Raw genomic sequence first — 19,006 nt, 5'->3', positions numbered from 1 at the left:
ATTTATTCTCATTGTATCAAGAGAGGTGGAGGGACTGGCCCTTTGAAACCTCGGCAGCAGGTTCATTTTGAATACTGTGCCACTTCCTGCAAGCTTTGTGCTTGAAAGATAGAATGAGGGACTTCGTTTATATACGGGTGCATAACTTGTACGTAAAAATCCCTCTTTCTCAATACGAAAAGAGGGATTTTTTGTTTTTCATTTCCCTCATCGTCATCCAATCTTATTAACTATTTAGGAGGAAAATCAAATGAAAAAGAAGTTTGTACCCGGTATTGCATCAGTTGTAGGAGTAAGTATTTTATTATCTGGTTGCGGTAGTTATAAAAACGAAGCGAGCGGAGCAAATGCAAAAGATGAGGCACCTAGTAAGCAAGTTTTAAACTTATCTTCACCTACTGAGATTCGAACAATGGATACGGCTCGTGCTACAGATACTGATTCTGGTCAAGTAATGAGAAACGTATTTGAAGGTTTATACAATCTTGGCGAAGGTAATAAACCTGTTCCTGGCGTTGCGAAATCTCATGAAGTAAGTGCTGATAAAACGAAATACACATTCCATTTACGAGATTCAAAATGGTCGAACGGCACACCTGTAACAGCGAAAGATTTTGTCTTCGCTTGGCAAAGAGCTGTCGATCCAGCAACAGCTTCTGAATATGCTTTTTTATTCCTGGATATTAAAAACGCTAAAAAAATTAATAGCAAAGAACTCCCATCCGATCAACTTGGTATAAAAGCAGTTGATGACCATACGTTTGAAGTAGAATTAGAGCGCCCTGTTCCGTATTTTATTAGCTTAACGGCGTTCCCAACATTTCTACCAATCAACGAGGAATTCTTTAAAGCACAAGGTGATAAGTACGCTTTAGAAGATAACAAAATCTTGTACAACGGAGCTTTTACACTAAGTGATTGGAAGCATGAACAAAGCTTTAAATTTAAGAAAAACCCTACCTATTGGGATAAAGATAATGTCAAACTCGAAGAAATCAATTTCAACGTTGTGAAAGAGAAATCAACAGAAGTAAATTTATTCGAATCCAAACAATTAGACCGTATAAAACTAACATCTGACTTCGTTGATAAATATAAAAAGGATGCTAACTTTAAAGAACGTCCGAACGTAGGGGTACAGTTTTTACGTATGAATCAGCAAAACAAAGTACTTCAAAACGTTTCTGCACGCCAAGCAATCGATCAAACAATTGATCGAAAATCTTTTGTAAATACGTTATTAAATGATGGCTCTACACCAACCTTTAGTCTCGTGCCGAAAAACTTTGCAAAAGGGCCTGATGGAAAAGACTTCCGTACTGCAAACGGCGATTTAACAAAAGTTGATACAACATCTGCACAAGAATTATGGAAGAAAGCAAAAAAAGAACTTGGTTCTGAAAAGATAACATTAGAATTATTAACAAGTGATGGTGACCTTGAGAAGAAAACTGGTGAGTTCCTAAAAGGACAACTAGAAAAGAATTTAGATGGCTTAACGGTAAATATAAAACCGCAACCACGTAAACAACAAGTTTCACTCTTATTAAAAGGTGACTACGAGATTGGAATTGACGGTTGGAGCCCTGACTTTGCTGATCCAATTACATTCCTTGAACTATTTACGACGAATAACCCTTACAATTTAGATCATTACTCTAATAAAGAGTTTGATGACACAATTGAAAAAGTTAAAACTACTTTGGCTGGTGATGAAAAAGCTCGCTGGGAAGCGTTACTAGCATCAGAAAAAATCTTATTTAAGGACTCTGTTATTGCTCCTCTTTACCAAAAAGGAGAATCTTATTTAGAGCGTTCTTATGTGAAAGGCATTGTACAAGTAGACTTTGCAGGTCAATTAAACTTCAAATGGGCAAAAATTGAAAAATAAAGTGAAACTTTAATCAGCCCTCACCAATCGGGCTTTTACGGGCAGTTGATCCCCCCTAACTTCTTTGCTTTCACTGAATTTTGAGGTGAGGATCTTACTGCCCGTTAATGCGGGATAAAATGCAACTTAGATCATCGTGTTCTCACCCACACCCATTGTTTTTTTAGCAAAATATATTAAAAGCAGATTCCCTAATATGAGGAAATCTGCTTTTTCAATATATTATTCCAAGAAATTAACACTCCACTTTTTATTATTGACATATAGTTCTTTCCAGTGTTAATATTCTAAATAATCAAAGAAACAAAATATTTTACCATCAAAATGTAATGTCTACTAAGTTGAAACATATAACGATAGATTATAGTTCAACATGTATATACATATAGAATACCTGATTACCTATATACACATATTTATAATAGGTTTTCTCTCCTTCTATAGCTACACTTCAAGACATGGACATTATGACGTTACGAACAACACATTTAGGGAGGAAAGAACAATGAAGAAAAAAGTTGTACCTGTTGTTGCATCTGTTTTAGGGGCAAGTCTACTACTAACTGCTTGCGGGGGAAATAAAGATAATGCAGGCGGAGCAAAAGCGAACGATAAAGCACCTGATAAACAAGCGATTAACTTATCATTTGCTTCAGAAATTCCAACAATGGATGTTGCAAAAGCGACGGATGGGGAATCCATGAATGTAATGAGAAATGTTTTTGAAGGTTTATATGCTATAGGAGAAGATAATAAACCGATCCCTGGTGTTGCTGAATCGGTTGACATTAGTCCGGATAAAACAAAGTATACTTTCCATCTTCGTGATTCAAAATGGTCAAACGGTACTCCTGTTACAGCAAAAGATTTTATTTTCGCTTGGCAACGTGCCGTTAACCCTGAAACAGCTGCTGAATATGCATTCTTATTCTTTGATATAAAAAATGCGAAACAAATAAACCAAAAAGAAGTAGCAATCGATCAATTAGGCGTTAAAGCTCTTGACGATAAAACTTTAGAAGTACAACTGGACCGCCCTGTTCCCTACTTCTTAAGCTTAACGACATTTGCAACATTCTTACCAATCAATGAAGAGTATTTAAAATCTCAAGGTGATAAATACGGTTTAGAAACGAAGCATCTAATTTACAACGGGGCTTTCACATTAGATAACTGGAAACATGAACAAAGCTTCCAATTGAAGAAGAACCCTAACTATTGGGATGCTAAAACTGTAAAACTAGAAGAAATCAACTTCAATGTCGTTAAAGATAAGTCTACAGAAGTTAACTTATATGATTCAGGACAAATTGATCGTGTTGCTTTAACTGCGGAGTTTGTTGATAAGTATAAGAACGATTCCAACTTCAAGGAACGCGCTGAAGTCGGTATCCAATTCTTACGACTAAATCAGAAAAATGCAGTATTAAAAAATCAACATGCACGCCTCGCTATTAACGAAGCAATGAATAAAAAAGCGTACGTAGAAACAATTTTAAATAACGGTGCAATCCCAGCAGAAGGAATGGTTCCTGCGAAATTCGCAAAAAGTCCAGACGGTAATGACTTCCGTAAAGAGAATGGAAATCTAGTCAAAGATGATGTGAAATCTGCAAAAGAAAACTGGAAAAAAGCGAAACAAGAACTTGGTACTGACAAAGTAACAATTGAACTATTAACAAGTGATAATGCTTTAGCTAAGAAAACTGGTGAATATTTAAAAGGTGAATTAGAAAAGAATCTAGATGGATTAACAGTGAATTTAAAACCTCAACCACGTAAACAACAGTTAAAACTACTATTAAGTGGTGATTACGAAATTGGAATCGATGGCTGGGGCCCTGACTTCGCGGATCCTATTACATTCTTAGATCTATTCACAACAGATAGTGCTTATAACTTCGATAAATACTCTAACAAAGAGTACGACGAGCTTATTCGTAAAGTAAAAACTGATTTAGCTGGTGATGAAAAAGGTCGCTGGGAAGCAATGAAGCAAGCTGAAAAAATCTTATTACAAGATGGTGCTGTCGCTCCTTTATACCAACAAGGTCGCTCTTACTTACAACGCTCTTTCATTAAAGGACTTGTAACAACTGACTTCGGCGGTGAATTTAACTACAAGTGGACAGAAGTTGCAAAATAATAAACGCTAGTAAAAAAGGTATCCCACGAAGGATACCTTTTTTACTTTATGCTTCTTTAACTACAGAACTTCTCCTCTTTACTATCCCTTTTATACCTATAGTGATTCCCGCTACCAATTGTGTAACTAGTATAATAAGTAATAATGAAATAATATTTTCCGCTAAATTAACTCCACCAAATATTATTGTGTAATAACCATTCGCTGCATATGTTGCGGGAAATAATCCCGAACGGCAAACCTGTTTTTCCAATGCAGTGATAAATACATATGTATTTATACTAAGAAGACTAAAAGGACGATTATCAACTCTCTTCATAGCTCTCTTTTTGTATTGAACCAAAACTCATCATAAATATAACCATAAATATCAAACATGTTCTCCACGTCAAAGAAGGTATATGCCCTGACCAAAGATAACTAATTAAATAGTTAATTCCCATAATACACGACGATACTACTAAACTAATACTTATCAATTTCACATATTTGAGCATATCTTTTCTCCTTACTTTTTAATTTTCTATTTCTTCAAATTGCAGATTCACCGGCTCTTCTAGGAGTGTTTCATAAAAATTTTCTGCCAAATCTGTTGAAGGAATTTTTTCATCCACTTCATCAAATCGAATACTATCTAACCAGACACAACCTTCTCCTGATAATAAAACACCAAATGCAATACCAAGTGCTTCTTCTTTTATATCTAGTACAACCGAGTATGATTGCCAGTTATTCGTATTTTTAATTGGACGATTTTGCATGTTATCCATAGCAATAGGCTCTGTATCTTTTCCGTCTACTCGCATCCACAATCCTGCCCAGTCTTTTACATTCTCACTCTTAATAAATGCTGTTAAACGCAACCTCTTACCTACATATTTATCCGCTCGGAACATTTGCATTAATGTTGAAAAGCCTCCATGCGTAACGTTCTCTTTTGCTTTTATGTATGCAGATACTTTTCCTTGATGAACAACTTCATAATCTAAACCCATTTCATATTCAGCAGGATGACTTCCGCTTAATACCCATCCTTTTGGTATACCTTTTTCCATTGAAATACCCTCTCTTTCTATATAAAATGACTGGAAATACTTTCGATATTTTTTTGGTGGTAATTGAAACATTCTTTTAAAAGCTCTAGTAAATGCCTCTTGTGAGGAAAAACCATATTGCACTGCAATATCAATGACTGCTCTCTCAGTCGACACTAAAACCTGTGCAGCATGAGTTAATCTTCTCTTACGAACATAATCCGTTACACTCATCCCAATATAACTTTGAAAAATACGATGAAAATGGTACATCGATACTGCACCGTGAAATGCCACTTTTTCTGTTGTAAGCTCTTCATGTAAATGATTCTCTATATATTCGATTGCTTTTTTTATCATCTCTTTATATTCTTCATGCATTTCAGTACCTCCTTACAACTTAAATTTACCATATACATACAAATCATTTTTGATTTAAATTGCGCATTTACCCTTGAAGCTACGAGAAAATAATTTATTTTCAACACATACATAATTACATGATTTTGGGAAAAACTTGTATAGAACAAATTTACATAAGGAGGAATTTATAATGAGAATTTTACTATCAATTTTATTAGCTCTTATGCTAGTACCTGCATTAACAGGATGTAAAGCTCCTGCAAAAGAAGACACAACTTCTAATAAAAAGACTACAGAAGAGGCAAAAAACGAGGCTCCTGCTGATTTAAAGCTAAACTTCAATGAATTCGATTTAAAAGCGGACTATCAGGATACGAAGAAAGACTACGAAGCTGATTATAAAAATGTAGCAGCCGATAAAAAAATGGAAGCAAAAGTTGAAGACCATAAAGCAGATGTAAAATTAACAGGCGACGAGGCTATTACAAAATTAAGCCCACTTCTACAAGAGTTGAAATTTGATAAAGATACTCCTGACCAAGAAGTAATTGATCAAGTAGTAAATGTATTCAAACTTGATAAAGACTATCAAAAATTCGCTTTAGAAGTTATCTTCTCTGATGGAACGAAAAAAGAATATAAGAAAGAAATAAAATAAAGAAGTAGGCGATTGCCTACTTCTTTATTTTTTAATTTTTACGTATCTTAGTTCTGGACTAGAACCAATAATGAATTGGACGCCAGATACTGATGATTTTTGTAAATACGAAGCACTTGGGAAAATAATTGGGATCAATGGTGTTTCATCAAACATAATGTCTTCTGCTTTATGCAATATATCAAAACGTTTATTTTCATCTTGTTCTGTTTTTGCTTGATTAATTAAATTATCAAATTCTTTATTGTACCACTTCGCATAGTTGCTCGGACCATCACCTGCATATAATTCTAAACGGGCACTAGGGTCTAAGTTAGAACCTCCCCACCCCATATAAGCTAATTGGAAATCACTTTGCTTGTATGTGTCGATGTAACTCTTCCACTCTTTATTTTCTAATTTAATATCTACACCAAGGTTTTTCTTAAACATTTCTTGCATTGCTTCTGCTACTTTTTTATGTTGTGTATCTGTAGTGAATTTTAATGTTACTTCAGGTAATGTAGACCATCCTTGCTCTTTCATGCCTTCTTCTAATAATTTTTTCGCTTCCGCTGGATCAAATTTTACGTAATCGCCTTTTTCTTTACGGAAATCACGGCCGCCTTGTGTTTTTGCCCCTTCTGGAACAAAAGCATATGCTTCTTGTGCATTATTTTTATACAGTTTTTCAACGATAAACTTACGATCAACCGCTAATGAAAATGCTTTACGTACTTTTGCATTTGTAAACGGCTCTTTTTCTACGTTAAACGAATAAATATAAGATGAGAATCCTGCAACACGCTTATATTCTTTATTTCCTTTTTCTTTCTCAATCATCTCTTGTGGTAAACCACTTAGTAAATCTAATTCTTTTGATTTAAATAATTGATACGCTGTTTTAGAGTCTGGAATAATACGAAACTCAATTTCTTTTAATGTTACCTTTTTATCATAGTATTCTTTATTTTTTTGTACTGTAATTGCTTGGTTATGCTTCCATTCTTTTAACGTGAATGGTCCGTTCGTAATTAACTCTTTTGGGTCTGTTTTTAATTTATTATTATCATCAATTGATTTTTTAGATAATGGAATAAATAATGAACTTGCTAGCTTTTGTTTGAAAGAAGCAACTGGATATTCAAGTGTTACTTTTAACGTTTGAGGATTAACCACTTGAATCCCAACTTGTCCCTCTTCACCTTTTCCAGTATTATATGCCTCTGCACCTTTAATAAAATACATTTCTGTCGCATTCATAGAACCCGTTTTCGGGTTTAATAATCGCTTCCATGCGAACTCAAAATCATTTGCTGTAATAGAAGAGCCATCTGACCATTTAATATCTTTCTTTAAATGAATTGTATATTCAGTTCCATCCGCATTTACTTCTTCTTTCTCTGCCAATTCATTTTGATATTTCCCATCACTATCTTGCGTATATAAACTTGAAAACAACTGTCCAATTACATAACCTGACGTGCTATCTGTCGCAATAGCAGAATCAAGGGTATACGGATCACTGCTAATATTCGTTACTAATCGATCCCCTTCTCCCTTACCAGCACTCGCCTTTTGCGTCTCTTTCTTACCACAAGCAACAGAAGTTATTGCTAAAACAGTCATAATGACAAATAATAAAAACTTCTTCATCCTACATTCTCCTTTAACCTGAAATTTTTGGTGTTGATGCTAATAATGTTTTTGTATAAGAATGTTGTGGATTACGGAATACTTCGTCCGTATATCCAAATTCAACAAGTTCTCCTTTGTATAAGACAGCCACTTTTTCACATAAATAGTGAACCATCGGTAAATCATGTGCGATAAATAAATATGTATAGCCTTGTTCCTTTTGAATCTTTTGCAGTAAATGTACAATTTGGATTTGCAGTGAAACATCTAATGCTGAAATTGGTTCATCAAGGATTAATACTTCTGGCTCACATAATAGCGCTCTTGCAATGGCAATACGTTGACGTTGTCCTCCGCTAAATTCGTGTGGATAGCGATCAATATATCGTCTATCTAATCCAACACGCTCTAGTGCATCACCTGCGACTTTATCTTTCAATCCTTTATCGCCTAAACCGAATGAAATATAGCCTTCTGTTACAATATCGCGTACTTTCCAGCGCGGATTTAATGCAGCTGTGGAATCTTGAAAAATGAACTGTACTTTCTGCAAGAAATCCCGCTTATGAGCTGACTTCAGCTTGTGAACAACTTGACCGTTATAATCAATTTCACCAGACGTTGGACGCTCGATCCCAGCTATGAGCTTACCAAGTGTTGTCTTTCCAGAACCACTTTCTCCAATAATGCCAAGCGTTGTTCCTTTTGGGATAGAAAGTGATATACCTTTTAACGCTGCGATTTCTTTATTTTTACTTCCATACGTTTTCGTTACTTGCTTTACAGTAATTAAATCTGTCGTCATGAGGCATTCACCCTCTCTTTTGATTTCGCTTTATTATGCTCTAGGATATGCTGCCAGCAATGTGAACTATGCTCCTCAGAATATGTTGTTCTCTCTGGGAATCGATGAATACATCCTTTTATCGCTACAGGACAACGATTCACAAACGGGCATCCAAAACTATTTAACGTTTCAATTGAAGGTGTTGTTCCCTCAATTGCTCTAAGTACCTTTTCTGAATCATCCATATTCGGAATTGCTTGCAATAAACTTTTTGTGTAAGGGTGCTTAGGTGCGCCAATTACTTCTTGAATCGTTCCTTTTTCAACAACACGTCCCCCGTACATAACTACTACTCGGTCAGCTACTTCACGTACAAGTGCCAAATCATGTGTAATTAATAAAATACTCGTATTTTGTTTTTCCTTTCTTTCTTTTAACAACTCCATAATTTGCTTTTGAATCGTTACATCTAATGCTGTTGTAGGTTCATCTGCAATAACGAGCTTCGGGTGACAAGCAAATGCAATTGCTAAACAAATACGCTGCCTCATACCTCCGCTCAACTGATACGGGTATTGTTCAAAGCGTTTCTCTGCTTCATGTATCCCTAAATCATTTAGTAAGTTAATTGCAATTTCTTTTGCCTCTTTTTTCGATTTCTTTTCATGCTGCACAATTACTTCTGTAATTTGTCTTCCAACCTTCATCGTCGGATTTAAAGATGAAAGCGGGTCTTGAAAGATAAAGGAAATATCTTTCCCGCGAATTTGATTCCATTCTGATTCTTGTAAATCCGTTAATTCCTTTGATTGGAAAGATATATTTCCATCATCAATATGAATCGATTCTTGATTTAAGCCGATAATTGATTGTGCTGTAACACTTTTCCCTGAACCACTTTCTCCGACAAGTGCAACTATTTCACCTTCGTTAATAGAAAAGGAAACATGCTTCACAATTGCTTGCTTACTATTCTCTTTTTCAACGGCCAACGTTACGTTTTCTAAAGATAAGATTTGTGCCATGTTTTTTCTCCTTTCGATTACGTTTTACGATTTTCGGATCAATCGCATCTTGCAAACCATCACCAATCGCATTAAATGCGAACATGATGAATGCAATCATGATTGCCGGGAAGAAAAGTTGCCACCACTCTCCGCTTAGTAATGTCCCGAGTGCATCGTTTGTCATCGTGCCCCAGCTCGCTGCTGGTGATTGTACTCCAAGTCCGATAAAACTTAAAAATGATTCTGAGAAAATAGCTGCTGGAATTGTGAATGATAAATTGACGATAATAATCCCTGTTAAGTTTGGAATTAAATGCCCATATATAATTTTCATATGAGATGTACCTAATCGCTCTGCTGCAATAACAAATTCTCTTTGTTTCAATGAAAGTACTTGCGCCCGAATGAGACGTGCCATGCCAATCCATCCCGTTAACGCAAGAGCTATAATAATTGTAAAAAGTCCTGGTTTCATAATGATTAATAGTAAAATAACAATCAGTAAATACGGGATACCGTATAACACTTCAATCCCTCTTATAATCCACTCATCAATTAACGTTCCAAGACGATTACGTCCTCTCACATATCCACTAAAGCCACCGATAAGTACACCAAGCCCTATATCAAGAGCTGCTGCTACCAATCCAACTGTTAATGAAATTTTTCCACCAGCCCAAGTACGCGCCCAAATATCTCTCCCTAAATCGTCTGTTCCGAACCAATGCTCACTACTAGGCGGTAAATTAGTTGCTTCTTTTACTTGTTCACTCGCAGTAAATGGCGTTAAACTTTCGCCAATAAGCGAGAAAACAATAATTAGTAATAACGTCACTGCCCCTAAAACTGCTATAGGGTTTGATATAAACTTGCGAAACACTTCCTTTTTCCGGCTAATCGTTTGCTGATCTTTATTTATCGTTAATTCTTTTTTCTCTTCATTCGTTAATAACTGGTCATTAATTTCATAAGCCCCCATTTAAACATCACCCTCCTTACGTAATAGAACGAATGCGCGGATCAACAATACGATGAATGATATCTGTAATAAAAATACATACAATTAATAGCGCACTATAGAAAATGGTTGTTCCCATAATCACCGGATAATCTCGGTTGAAAATACTGTCTACAAAATATTTTCCTAAACCAGGAATTGAAAAGATTTTTTCAATAACGAAAGTCCCTGTTAAAAGTCCAGCCATTAATGGGCCAACAAATGTAAGTACCGGAACAATCGCATTTCGAAGAGCATGTCTTATAATGATTTTCTTAATTGGTATACCTTTCGCTCTCGCTAGCTTAATATAATCACTCTGCAACACTTCAATCATATTAGAGCGAACAAATCTTGTAATAACTGCGATTGGTCCTAACGCTAATGCGAAGGAGGGTAATACAGTATGCTCAAATGTTCCCCAAGACGCCACTGGTAGTAATTCCAATTGTATGGCGAATACTTGTATAAATAGTGGTGCTAAAATAAAACTAGGAATAGAAATACCGAGAATCGCAAGCAAGCTCACACTATAATCAATCACTTTCCCATGATATAGCGCGGCAAATGTACCTGCGGCAATTCCGACTAACAATGAAATAACAAGTGCTTGTAAACCAATAATTGCCGATGGTCCAAAACCAGTTGTTATAATTTCCGATACACCTTGACCTGTCGATTGAACAGATTCGCCAAAATCAAAATGAACTACCCCATCCAAATAAGCAACATACTGATTCCATAACGGTTCATCAAGGTGATACTTCGCTCTCATGTTTTGTATTACTTCTTCAGGAAAGATTTTCGCATCTGATGAAAACGGATCACCTGGAATAATATGCATAATTAAAAATGTTAATGTCGTAATGACCCATAGCGTGAATACCATAACCGATAGTTTTTTAATAACATACACTTCAATAACCCCCTAAACAGATGAATTTACTTTGTTTTATTGACATATTTGTTGCCATTACTCCTTCTCTACTTCTTAAAACACAAAAAGCCTTGATCTTAAAAAATAAGATCAAGGCTTAATAAACGAAGGCCCATCACTTATCTTTCAAGACTTGCTTGCTGGAATTAGCACGGTGTTCCTGTTACAGAACCCGCTGCTGAGGTGTCATAGGGCCAGTCCCTCTACCTCTCTGGATAAGTAAATTGCTATATTATTATTTGGTTCAAATTGTATATTTTGAATTATAATTCTGAAAAATTTAAAAGTCAATCTAATTTGATATATTTAGAAAAATCAGTTTTAAATATCATTATTTCTTAAAATCACTACTTTATCTTATAATAAAATTAATTACTTTAAAGGAGTTATAAAATGGATCCACTACTTCTGGCTACTATAGGATTGCCATTAACAATCGTCATACTCGTCATCATCGGCTTCTATAAAGTGAAACTTTAATCAGTGGGGGTTTTGTTCATCCCCCACTGATTATCAGCCCTCACCAATCGGGCTTTTACGGGCAGTTGATCCCCTATCTAACTTCTTTGCTTTCACTGAACTTTGAGGTGGGGGTCTTACTGCCCGTTAATGCGGGATAAACTCTTCATTAAAAAGAAAAGCATCACTTCTTTTTACACTCCATTCGATAATATTACTGGCCAAACAATTTCAGAATTTCACGAAGAACAGAAGGTATGAGTATCCGAGGATGAAGACGGAGATGGTAAAAAGAAAAAATAACCTTGCGCATGCGCAAGGTTATTTTTTCGCCTCTGTTTGAAAGCGTTTATAGTATGTCGATGCTGTTGAAAAATTAACTTCTATATCACGAATCAACGATGAATCTTCTTCTTTAGCTAACTTCTGTAATTTTTTCATCGCTTGTTCTGCTTCATTTAAGAAACCAACATATAGTTCATGTTCGTCCTCTTTCGACTTCGGCACACGAATTTCTTTACGCATATGATCAATATCTTCTAACATGCCCGTTGTTACCGTTCGCACGTCTTCTTTATATTTAGCACTAGTTATTTCCTTACCGCCCTTTTCTTTTGCCACTTCAAATAACTGTAGTGCTTTATTAATTTCTTTATTCATTTTCATATCGTATTTTTCATGTACTGCACGGTATTCTTTCATCTCTTCTGTTTGTTCAGTAGATTGCTCTACCTTTTCTTTCGGTTCTTTTGTATCTTTATTTCCATTACACCCTGCTAGAAGGAGCATACTTCCCATTACAGCAATACCCAAAACCTTCTTCATCTCTTCTTCTCCTTTTATCTACAGCTATTACTCATTATAGTTTCTTTTATCTCCACTTGTTATTATACCGAGAACACCCTACTTTTTACACTTAAGACGAGATCTTAATATACACACCAACATTTTTGTCACAGTATCGTCACTTTATGCAAATAACTTTTGCATCACCTTACAACACTGTATAAGTTATTTCAAAGAAATGAAAAAAGAGCTGATTCAACACATGTTTGAATCAGCTCTTTTTTATAAATTAAGCCTCTAAATTTTGTCTTTGTTGCAGTTCAAACTGCTTCTCACTTCTTCTGGCCATAAATAGATAACATAACACAGCACCAATTTCACAAAGCGCTATCACAACCCCCATCGGTAATGCGGTATTGCTTCCGCCAATACCTACTAATGGTGCAACAAGTGCTCCTGAAATGAACTGTAATAAACCTAATAAAGCCGATGCCGTTCCTGCAGCCTGTTTCTGATTTCTCATCGCTAACGAGAACCCAGTTGTTGATACAACCCCAACACTTGATACAACAAGAAATAGCGAGCATAAAACACCGATTAGCCCTATTCCAAGTGCGATTGTAAGTAGTAACGATAGACCGCCAACAGCCGCAATAATAATACCAGCAACAAATAAAGTTTTCTCATTAACTTTCCCCGCTAAGCGGCCAGTAACTTGGCTAGCAATAATAATACCGATACCGTTAATTGCAAAGAACAAACTAAACTGTTGTGGTGATGCCCCGTATATATTTTGCAACACAAACGGTGAACCAGAAATATAAGCAAACATTGCAGCTGTTACTAATCCTTGCGACAGTGCATACCCCATAAATAAACGATCTTTCAGAAGCTTTCCGTATGTTGCAAGCGTTCCTGATAATCCACCTGTCTCTCTTTCTTCAGGAGGTAATGTTTCACGTAATACGAAAGTAGCTGATATTAGCATGAATACACTAATTGCTCCAAGAACGATAAAAACGCCGCGCCATGATGTGAACTGTAATAATTGCCCTCCAATAATCGGTGCCAAAATAGGCGCTGCTCCGTTTACTAACATAAGCAGTGAGAAAAACTTCGTCATTTCAGAACCTGAATACATATCACGTACCATTGCACGTGATATAACGATACCAGCAGATCCTGAAGCACCTTGTAAGAAACGTAAAAGCACTAAACTCCAAATCGATGGTGCAACAGCACAAAGTAAAGAAGAAGCAACATAAATAATAAGAGCGATAATAAGAGGTTTGCGTCTTCCGTAAATGTCACTAATTGAACCAATAAATAACTGCCCTACTGAAAGCCCAAGCAGACAAGCAGTTAATGTAAGCTGCGCGAGGGATGCACCCGTTTGTAAATCATCCGTTAACTTTGGTAAAGAAGGCAAATACATATCAATAGATAATGGCCCAATTGCCGTAAGTGTCCCTAATACAAGAATCATCCATAACCTGTTTGTCTTTACAGGTTTATATATTTCGTGATTAACTCCATTCACTTTTTCCATTCACCCTTTCATATAAACACTTAATCGTAACAATTATAGTTACAACATGAATATACGTCAAGTATACCGTATTTTCCTGTTTAATAATGTAAAAAAAGCGATAGAATCTCTATCGCTTTACTTTTTCAAATTACTATTTGTAAATTTAGATACAGATGCCATCATTTCTCCTGTGTCTAAATATGTGATTTGAATTGGATCTCCTACTTCTGTAAACATTGCATATGGGAATTTCTTCGCCGGTACCATGAATACTTTTTGCTCGTTTTCTAATAGTACGTACACAATCGTATTTTCACCTGATTTTTCTTTATACACACGTTGTACAGTACCTTCTTTTTGCGCTTCTTTCCCATTTGAAGTCGGTCTAAATGAATCACCACTTCCGCTCAGCGCATTTTTATAATTCTCAAGTGCTTCTTTTTGCGTTGAACCTGTTGCAAACACTTTTGCATTAGAAGCATATATGACAGTATGAGCACGTACTAATCCGCCGTCATCAATAACAGGTACAATCCAAGAAGGTTTACCATATACGTTATAAATAACCGGCATTGTTCCATGCCATTTCTCTCTCTTAAAGGAATTATCCACTACTTCTGTAGCAGCCGAACCATCCATAATTCCCTTTACTTCTTTTCCGTTATAGTAATACAACTTACCTGTACGCGCATCAATAAGCGAATAGCCTAGTGCAGAATCTACTCCTTCTTTCGGAGAGGTGAAATCAGTAAAATAATATAACGTTCCATCCTTACCGAAGATTGGTGTAACTCCTTCTTTCGTTCCCCACTCAGTCGGAATCTTCATATCCGTTTGTGAGAATTTTGTATTCCAAAATCCGTGAATATATTTACCGAAATACGTATTTAATGTAGATGCAGTCTCGTGATTTAATACGCCATCAACGAATTTAGGTGCCTTTCCTTTGTCGTATCTTTTCACTTCACCTGTTTGTGCGTCTACTACTACAACACCTTCTACTTCAAATCCAGATCTTCCTGAAATAAATTCACCATACGTCATTGTATAATACGGTTTCCCTTTATCATCAACTTCAAATTTTGGTTTCCCTTTAAAAACTAAATCTGGCTCTGCTTTTCGAACGACACGTTCTAATTTATTACCGAAAAACATGCTCGGCACATATTTCATTTTATAACCAAGATGCAGTTTCGCTTCCGCATCAGGATTCGTACCTGACATCGTTACGTACCCTGGAATTGTCTCAGCTTTACGTGCTTTAAAAAAGCCTGAAACTTCAATCGGTGCTACATATAAAGCCTCACCATTTACCATTTGTGGCGTTAATTCCCCTAGCTCAAAATAAGCTACTTTCGGAATATCCCCAAATACTTTTTTCATCTTATTCTCCGCTGTCTTTGGCGGCACTGTAAACGGCTGATCATTTTCAGTAAATGGCTCTGAAATATCTTTCTCGATCTTCACAACAGAATCATATTTTTTTTGCGTGATTACTATATCGTGCAAATAACCAAAATAGCCGTAACTTGCGAGTAAAAGGAACATTAGAAGTCCCTTTAACGTACCTTCTAATTTCCCTACCTGCTCTTGTGAGAATAAAACAAGCCCAATTAAAATCGCTACTGCAACAGAATAATGAGTAAGAATAGAATCTGCTCGATCATCAATTAGCCAGAAATATTCATAGATTGCAATACCTATCCAAAATAAAACAGGAATAACTAAAATAGATGATTTCTTACCCTTTACAACTTTCTCATTTCCTCCTTTATCCACCGCGCGAATTTTATTACCGCTTCTAGTCCATGGAATCAAAAACAAAGTGAGAATAGCTAAAACTATAAATTTCATCAAAGGCAATGTCCCCTTTTCTTTTGTCTTCTCCATAAGTATAACAAATAAAGGGTAATCAGGTAAAAATGGGTATGATTATATTTTTTTGCTACTTAATACAATTCCACTCACTGCATATAAAATAGATGCTATATAAAAAATGGTGCCAATCGTAAAGAAATCTACTAAATATCCCGTTGCAATAACTGCTACTGCTCCTCCAACCGATGTCCACACATGATATTTTCCAATCTCATAACCAGCTTTTTTCTGTTCTACCTTTCGTGCTAACGATGTCTTCTCCGTATTACGCTGCACAGCACCTAAAATACCCATTAAAATTTGGAGAATGTATACATGCCAAACTTCTGTTGCAATAGGGAAAAAAAGCATTAATATAGCCATGGACCATGCGTATATAATTAATAACTTTCTATCACCTACCCTATCAGAGATTCTTCCAACTAACGGATATACTAGAGCTGAAGTTAAGGCAAATAAGCCGTACGCCCAGCCAAATTGCGAGAAACTATTTCCTACATTTCGAAGCAATAGTATATAAAAAGGAAATACCATACTACCTGCCATCATAATAATGCTTTGTGAGGCTACAAATCTTCTATATGTCATTTGCTATACTCCTTATAAAATAAATTCACAAACCTTTCCTCTGGGTCTACTTCCTTCTTCTTCTGAAGGAATTCTTCTATGCGAGGATACGCTTTCTTTAGTTGCTCCTTTTCCGGATAAGAATAATACGGTAAATAATAACTTCCATTATGCTTTAACGTAACATCAATCATCTTTTGAATGACCACTTTTGTTTTCTTTATTTCATCTTCAGAACGCCCTTGATTAATTAGAAGCACAAGCGCAAACATATCATCTTTCGCATAAGATAGCACCGCATTCTCATTCTTTTCTACATAGCGGATTGTAATGTTAAGTAGGTTTAATTCCTCTTCATTTAAAACGCTTCGCAAATCATCTATATACTCTGCAAAACCATCTATCGGTACAAAGTACTCTTGTAAAACTTCGGTCAAGTTTGGATTATCGTATTCCATAAAAGCACTATCAGATCTCATTACGTTATTTCGAGTTTCATACTTACCATCTGTACGTTCAAAATAACTTCTTTGTATATCCCAAAATGCGCCCTTTCCCCAGTCACTATAACGTGATAACCCAAGTAAAAATTTCGGCGCAGCTATAATATTTTCTTCTTTTAATTTGCTGTACTCTCCCAGCTTCTGTTGATCTTCTGCCAGTACATAATCTGTTACATACATTTCTTTTAAAAATGAATTTGGGGCAACAGAAATACGTGCTAAATGCATACGTATATTCTCATCCCTTCGCACTTTATTCTTAAAGTATGAAGAGTATTCTTTATAATCTAGTACTTTCGTATGCGTTTCATACAATTCATCGTTTGTTAACTGTAGCGTCACATCTAAAATCACACCAAATAATCCATATCCCCCAATTACATATGGAAACAAGTCAGCATTTTCTTCTCTATTTACATTACGCACCGTACCATCTGCCATTAACAATCTGAACGACTCTACTGTATCAATCAATGCTTCATGACGAATATCACGCCCATGTACATTTACACTTAATGAACCACCAACAGTAAAAATATTTTGAGATTGCATCACTTGAACTGCAAGACCATATGGATTGATTTTCTTTTGAATGTCATTCCATGTGACACCGCTTTGCACCCTAATCCTCTTCTTCTCCGGATCGAATTCTAATATTTTATTATATCCTTTCATATCAAGCATCGTACCGTTCGGATAATACGTCTGTCCGCCTTGGCTATGTTGCATACCTGCAATAGAAATCTTCTCTCCAGAAACATTTGCATCTTGCACTAACTGTTTTAATGAACGTTCATCCTCAGCATTTTCAACACGTTTAATTTTCGTTGGAAGCAACTTCCCTACATCACTCATAATAGGATGATCCAGTTGCCCTTTGTATGTATATACAGATGTCGCGAGCAACACTGTATACGCTACAATAACAACTGCTATCTTTCTTTTTTTCAAATGGCACTCTCCTCTTCTAACGTTCTTCCTCTTCATATTGTACCTACTTTCCTACGAAGAAGGTATTAACAAAAAAGAGAGAGACCCTTTATTTTAGGTCCCTCCCTCATCAAGACTGTTACTTTGCTGCTGGCAGCTGTATTGGCTCAAACTTTTCGTACGATGTATATTTTGCATTCGTAATAATGTGTGCCTTATCCTTACCATTACTACTCATAATCATATCTATCTTCGCTGATTCATATTTAAAATCTTTTGTAATGATATATTCTGCATCCACTTCTTCTATCTTTGCGTTTTGTGCTTGTAGCATTTTCTTCTGCGTTTCATCCATGCTAGTTAACATACTTTCTGTTTCTTGCCCTTTTAATGTAAATTTCAGTTTATATTTATCTCCGCTTTTCTCCATCTTCATTTTATCTAAAACTACTGCTGGTACTTCTAACTTATCTATAATATCTTGAGTCGCTTTCATTCCACCAGCGTTTAATTGCTCCTCTGGTACGGTTATAACTTCTCCTGTATTAGGGTTTTTCACCTCACCAGCAACTTTACCATCCACTGTATACACTACAACATCTGTACCAGAAATATTCATTTCAGAACGAGAATTCTTTGTCTTTGGCTCTAATTGCATCTTAGCCTTTAATATATCCATCTCTGTTCCCTCAGCTTTTATCCCTACATCATATGTCATCGTTACATTTTCTTCATTTTTAAAAGCTTCGTTCGTTTTCTTGAAAACATCCTTCGCTGCTAATTCCTTTTCTTTTTGCATGGCTTCTTTTTTCGGTTCATCAGTCTTTGTTGTTTTCTCATTGCTACACCCTACCCCCAGACTGATTGCAAGCACTAAACTTGAAATAAAAATAGTTTTTTTCATAATGTCGCCCC

18 protein-coding genes, 1 pseudogene and 2 riboswitches are annotated in these 19,006 nt (G+C 35.8%); of the genes and pseudogenes, 5 read left to right on the top strand and 14 right to left on the bottom strand.

The window, feature by feature from the left end:
* Positions 1-10: 10 nt before the first annotated feature.
* A riboswitch (SAM riboswitch) is annotated at positions 11-115 on the top strand.
* Between the two features lie 135 nt (positions 116-250).
* Both NSS74_RS24995 and NSS74_RS24990 read left to right on the top strand, forming a co-directional pair.
* Positions 251-1,891: a peptide ABC transporter substrate-binding protein gene (locus tag NSS74_RS24995; RefSeq protein WP_002009939.1), complete on the top strand. Its 1,641-nt coding sequence runs from the start codon at positions 251-253 to the stop codon at positions 1,889-1,891.
* Between the two features lie 505 nt (positions 1,892-2,396).
* A complete protein-coding gene (locus NSS74_RS24990) occupies positions 2,397-4,037 on the top strand; it encodes a peptide ABC transporter substrate-binding protein (RefSeq protein ID WP_340814458.1) in 1,641 nt (546 codons plus the stop codon).
* Positions 4,038-4,083: 46 nt separating this feature from the next.
* Here NSS74_RS24990 and NSS74_RS24985 read toward each other — a convergent pair whose 3' ends face one another.
* From NSS74_RS24985 to NSS74_RS24975, 3 genes are read right to left on the bottom strand one after another with little or no spacing between them, the layout of a single operon-like run.
* Entirely contained in the window at positions 4,084-4,356 is a 273-nt protein-coding gene (locus NSS74_RS24985) for a hypothetical protein (protein WP_286098400.1), read from the bottom strand.
* Positions 4,343-4,534 (bottom strand): hypothetical protein, encoded by a 192-nt coding sequence (locus tag NSS74_RS24980; protein ID WP_159147381.1) that lies wholly within the window; start codon positions 4,532-4,534, stop codon positions 4,343-4,345. Before NSS74_RS24980 ends, NSS74_RS24985 begins: the two co-directional genes overlap by 14 nt.
* A gap of 18 nt (positions 4,535-4,552) precedes the next feature.
* Positions 4,553-5,452: a helix-turn-helix transcriptional regulator gene (locus NSS74_RS24975; RefSeq protein WP_159147380.1), complete on the bottom strand. Its 900-nt coding sequence runs from the start codon at positions 5,450-5,452 to the stop codon at positions 4,553-4,555.
* 172 nt (positions 5,453-5,624) lie between these two features.
* Between NSS74_RS24975 and NSS74_RS24970 the strand changes: the two genes are divergently transcribed.
* The gene (locus NSS74_RS24970; RefSeq protein ID WP_012260194.1) at positions 5,625-6,092 is read left to right on the top strand and encodes a YusW family protein; all 468 of its coding nucleotides are present in this window, start codon (positions 5,625-5,627) and stop codon (positions 6,090-6,092) included.
* Between the two features lie 24 nt (positions 6,093-6,116).
* Here NSS74_RS24970 and NSS74_RS24965 read toward each other — a convergent pair whose 3' ends face one another.
* The 5 genes from NSS74_RS24965 to NSS74_RS24945 are packed head-to-tail and all read right to left on the bottom strand — an operon-like array spanning position 6,117 to position 11,416.
* On the bottom strand, positions 6,117-7,727 hold the full coding sequence (locus NSS74_RS24965; RefSeq protein ID WP_340814455.1) for a peptide ABC transporter substrate-binding protein: 1,611 nt from the start codon (positions 7,725-7,727) through the stop codon (positions 6,117-6,119).
* Positions 7,728-7,740: 13 nt separating this feature from the next.
* Entirely contained in the window at positions 7,741-8,514 is a 774-nt protein-coding gene (locus tag NSS74_RS24960) for an ABC transporter ATP-binding protein (protein WP_002091442.1), read from the bottom strand.
* Positions 8,511-9,521, bottom strand: a complete 1,011-nt coding sequence (locus NSS74_RS24955) for an ABC transporter ATP-binding protein (RefSeq protein ID WP_340814452.1) — start codon at positions 9,519-9,521, stop codon at positions 8,511-8,513. The genes NSS74_RS24960 and NSS74_RS24955 overlap by 4 nt, the downstream gene beginning before the upstream one ends.
* Positions 9,478-10,482, bottom strand: a complete 1,005-nt coding sequence (locus NSS74_RS24950; protein WP_002029386.1) for an ABC transporter permease — start codon at positions 10,480-10,482, stop codon at positions 9,478-9,480. The genes NSS74_RS24955 and NSS74_RS24950 overlap by 44 nt, the downstream gene beginning before the upstream one ends.
* Positions 10,483-10,498: 16 nt before the next feature.
* Positions 10,499-11,416, bottom strand: a complete 918-nt coding sequence (locus NSS74_RS24945; protein ID WP_340814450.1) for an ABC transporter permease — start codon at positions 11,414-11,416, stop codon at positions 10,499-10,501.
* 137 nt (positions 11,417-11,553) lie between these two features.
* A riboswitch (SAM riboswitch) is annotated at positions 11,554-11,659 on the bottom strand.
* Between the two features lie 171 nt (positions 11,660-11,830).
* Here NSS74_RS24945 and NSS74_RS24940 point away from each other — a divergent pair.
* Both NSS74_RS24940 and NSS74_RS24935 read left to right on the top strand, forming a co-directional pair.
* Positions 11,831-11,902, top strand: a pseudogene (locus NSS74_RS24940) (DUF3951 domain-containing protein); the annotation flags it as partial.
* A gap of 144 nt (positions 11,903-12,046) precedes the next feature.
* On the top strand, positions 12,047-12,157 hold the full coding sequence (locus tag NSS74_RS24935) for a DUF3951 domain-containing protein (RefSeq protein ID WP_340814449.1): 111 nt from the start codon (positions 12,047-12,049) through the stop codon (positions 12,155-12,157).
* Between the two features lie 60 nt (positions 12,158-12,217).
* Here the strand turns inward: NSS74_RS24935 and NSS74_RS24930 are convergent, their stop codons facing one another.
* The 6 genes from NSS74_RS24930 to NSS74_RS24905 form a co-directional block, all read right to left on the bottom strand.
* Positions 12,218-12,721 carry a hypothetical protein gene (locus tag NSS74_RS24930; RefSeq protein WP_002140130.1) on the bottom strand — a complete coding sequence of 168 codons (504 nt, stop codon included), beginning with the start codon at positions 12,719-12,721 and terminating at the stop codon, positions 12,218-12,220.
* A 250-nt stretch (positions 12,722-12,971) separates the two neighbouring features.
* Entirely contained in the window at positions 12,972-14,231 is a 1,260-nt protein-coding gene (locus NSS74_RS24925) for a multidrug effflux MFS transporter (protein WP_061689449.1), read from the bottom strand.
* Positions 14,232-14,348: 117 nt separating this feature from the next.
* The gene (locus NSS74_RS24920) at positions 14,349-16,067 is read right to left on the bottom strand and encodes a DUF3981 domain-containing protein (protein ID WP_340814496.1); all 1,719 of its coding nucleotides are present in this window, start codon (positions 16,065-16,067) and stop codon (positions 14,349-14,351) included.
* Between the two features lie 78 nt (positions 16,068-16,145).
* On the bottom strand, positions 16,146-16,679 hold the full coding sequence (locus NSS74_RS24915) for an MFS transporter (RefSeq protein WP_012260185.1): 534 nt from the start codon (positions 16,677-16,679) through the stop codon (positions 16,146-16,148).
* Positions 16,676-18,112 carry an FAD-binding oxidoreductase gene (locus NSS74_RS24910; protein WP_340814448.1) on the bottom strand — a complete coding sequence of 479 codons (1,437 nt, stop codon included), beginning with the start codon at positions 18,110-18,112 and terminating at the stop codon, positions 16,676-16,678. The genes NSS74_RS24915 and NSS74_RS24910 overlap by 4 nt, the downstream gene beginning before the upstream one ends.
* 118 nt (positions 18,113-18,230) lie before the next feature.
* Positions 18,231-18,995, bottom strand: coding sequence for a DUF6612 family protein (locus tag NSS74_RS24905; RefSeq protein WP_002191718.1), 765 nt, complete (start codon positions 18,993-18,995; stop codon positions 18,231-18,233).
* Positions 18,996-19,006: the final 11 nt, after the last annotated feature.

Source organism: Bacillus sp. FSL E2-8868 (assembly GCF_038005505.1).
Classification (GTDB): domain Bacteria; phylum Bacillota; class Bacilli; order Bacillales; family Bacillaceae_G; genus Bacillus_A; species Bacillus_A mycoides.
The sequence above is the reverse complement of the archived record's forward strand: the minus strand, read 5'-3'. Positions and strand labels throughout refer to the sequence as shown.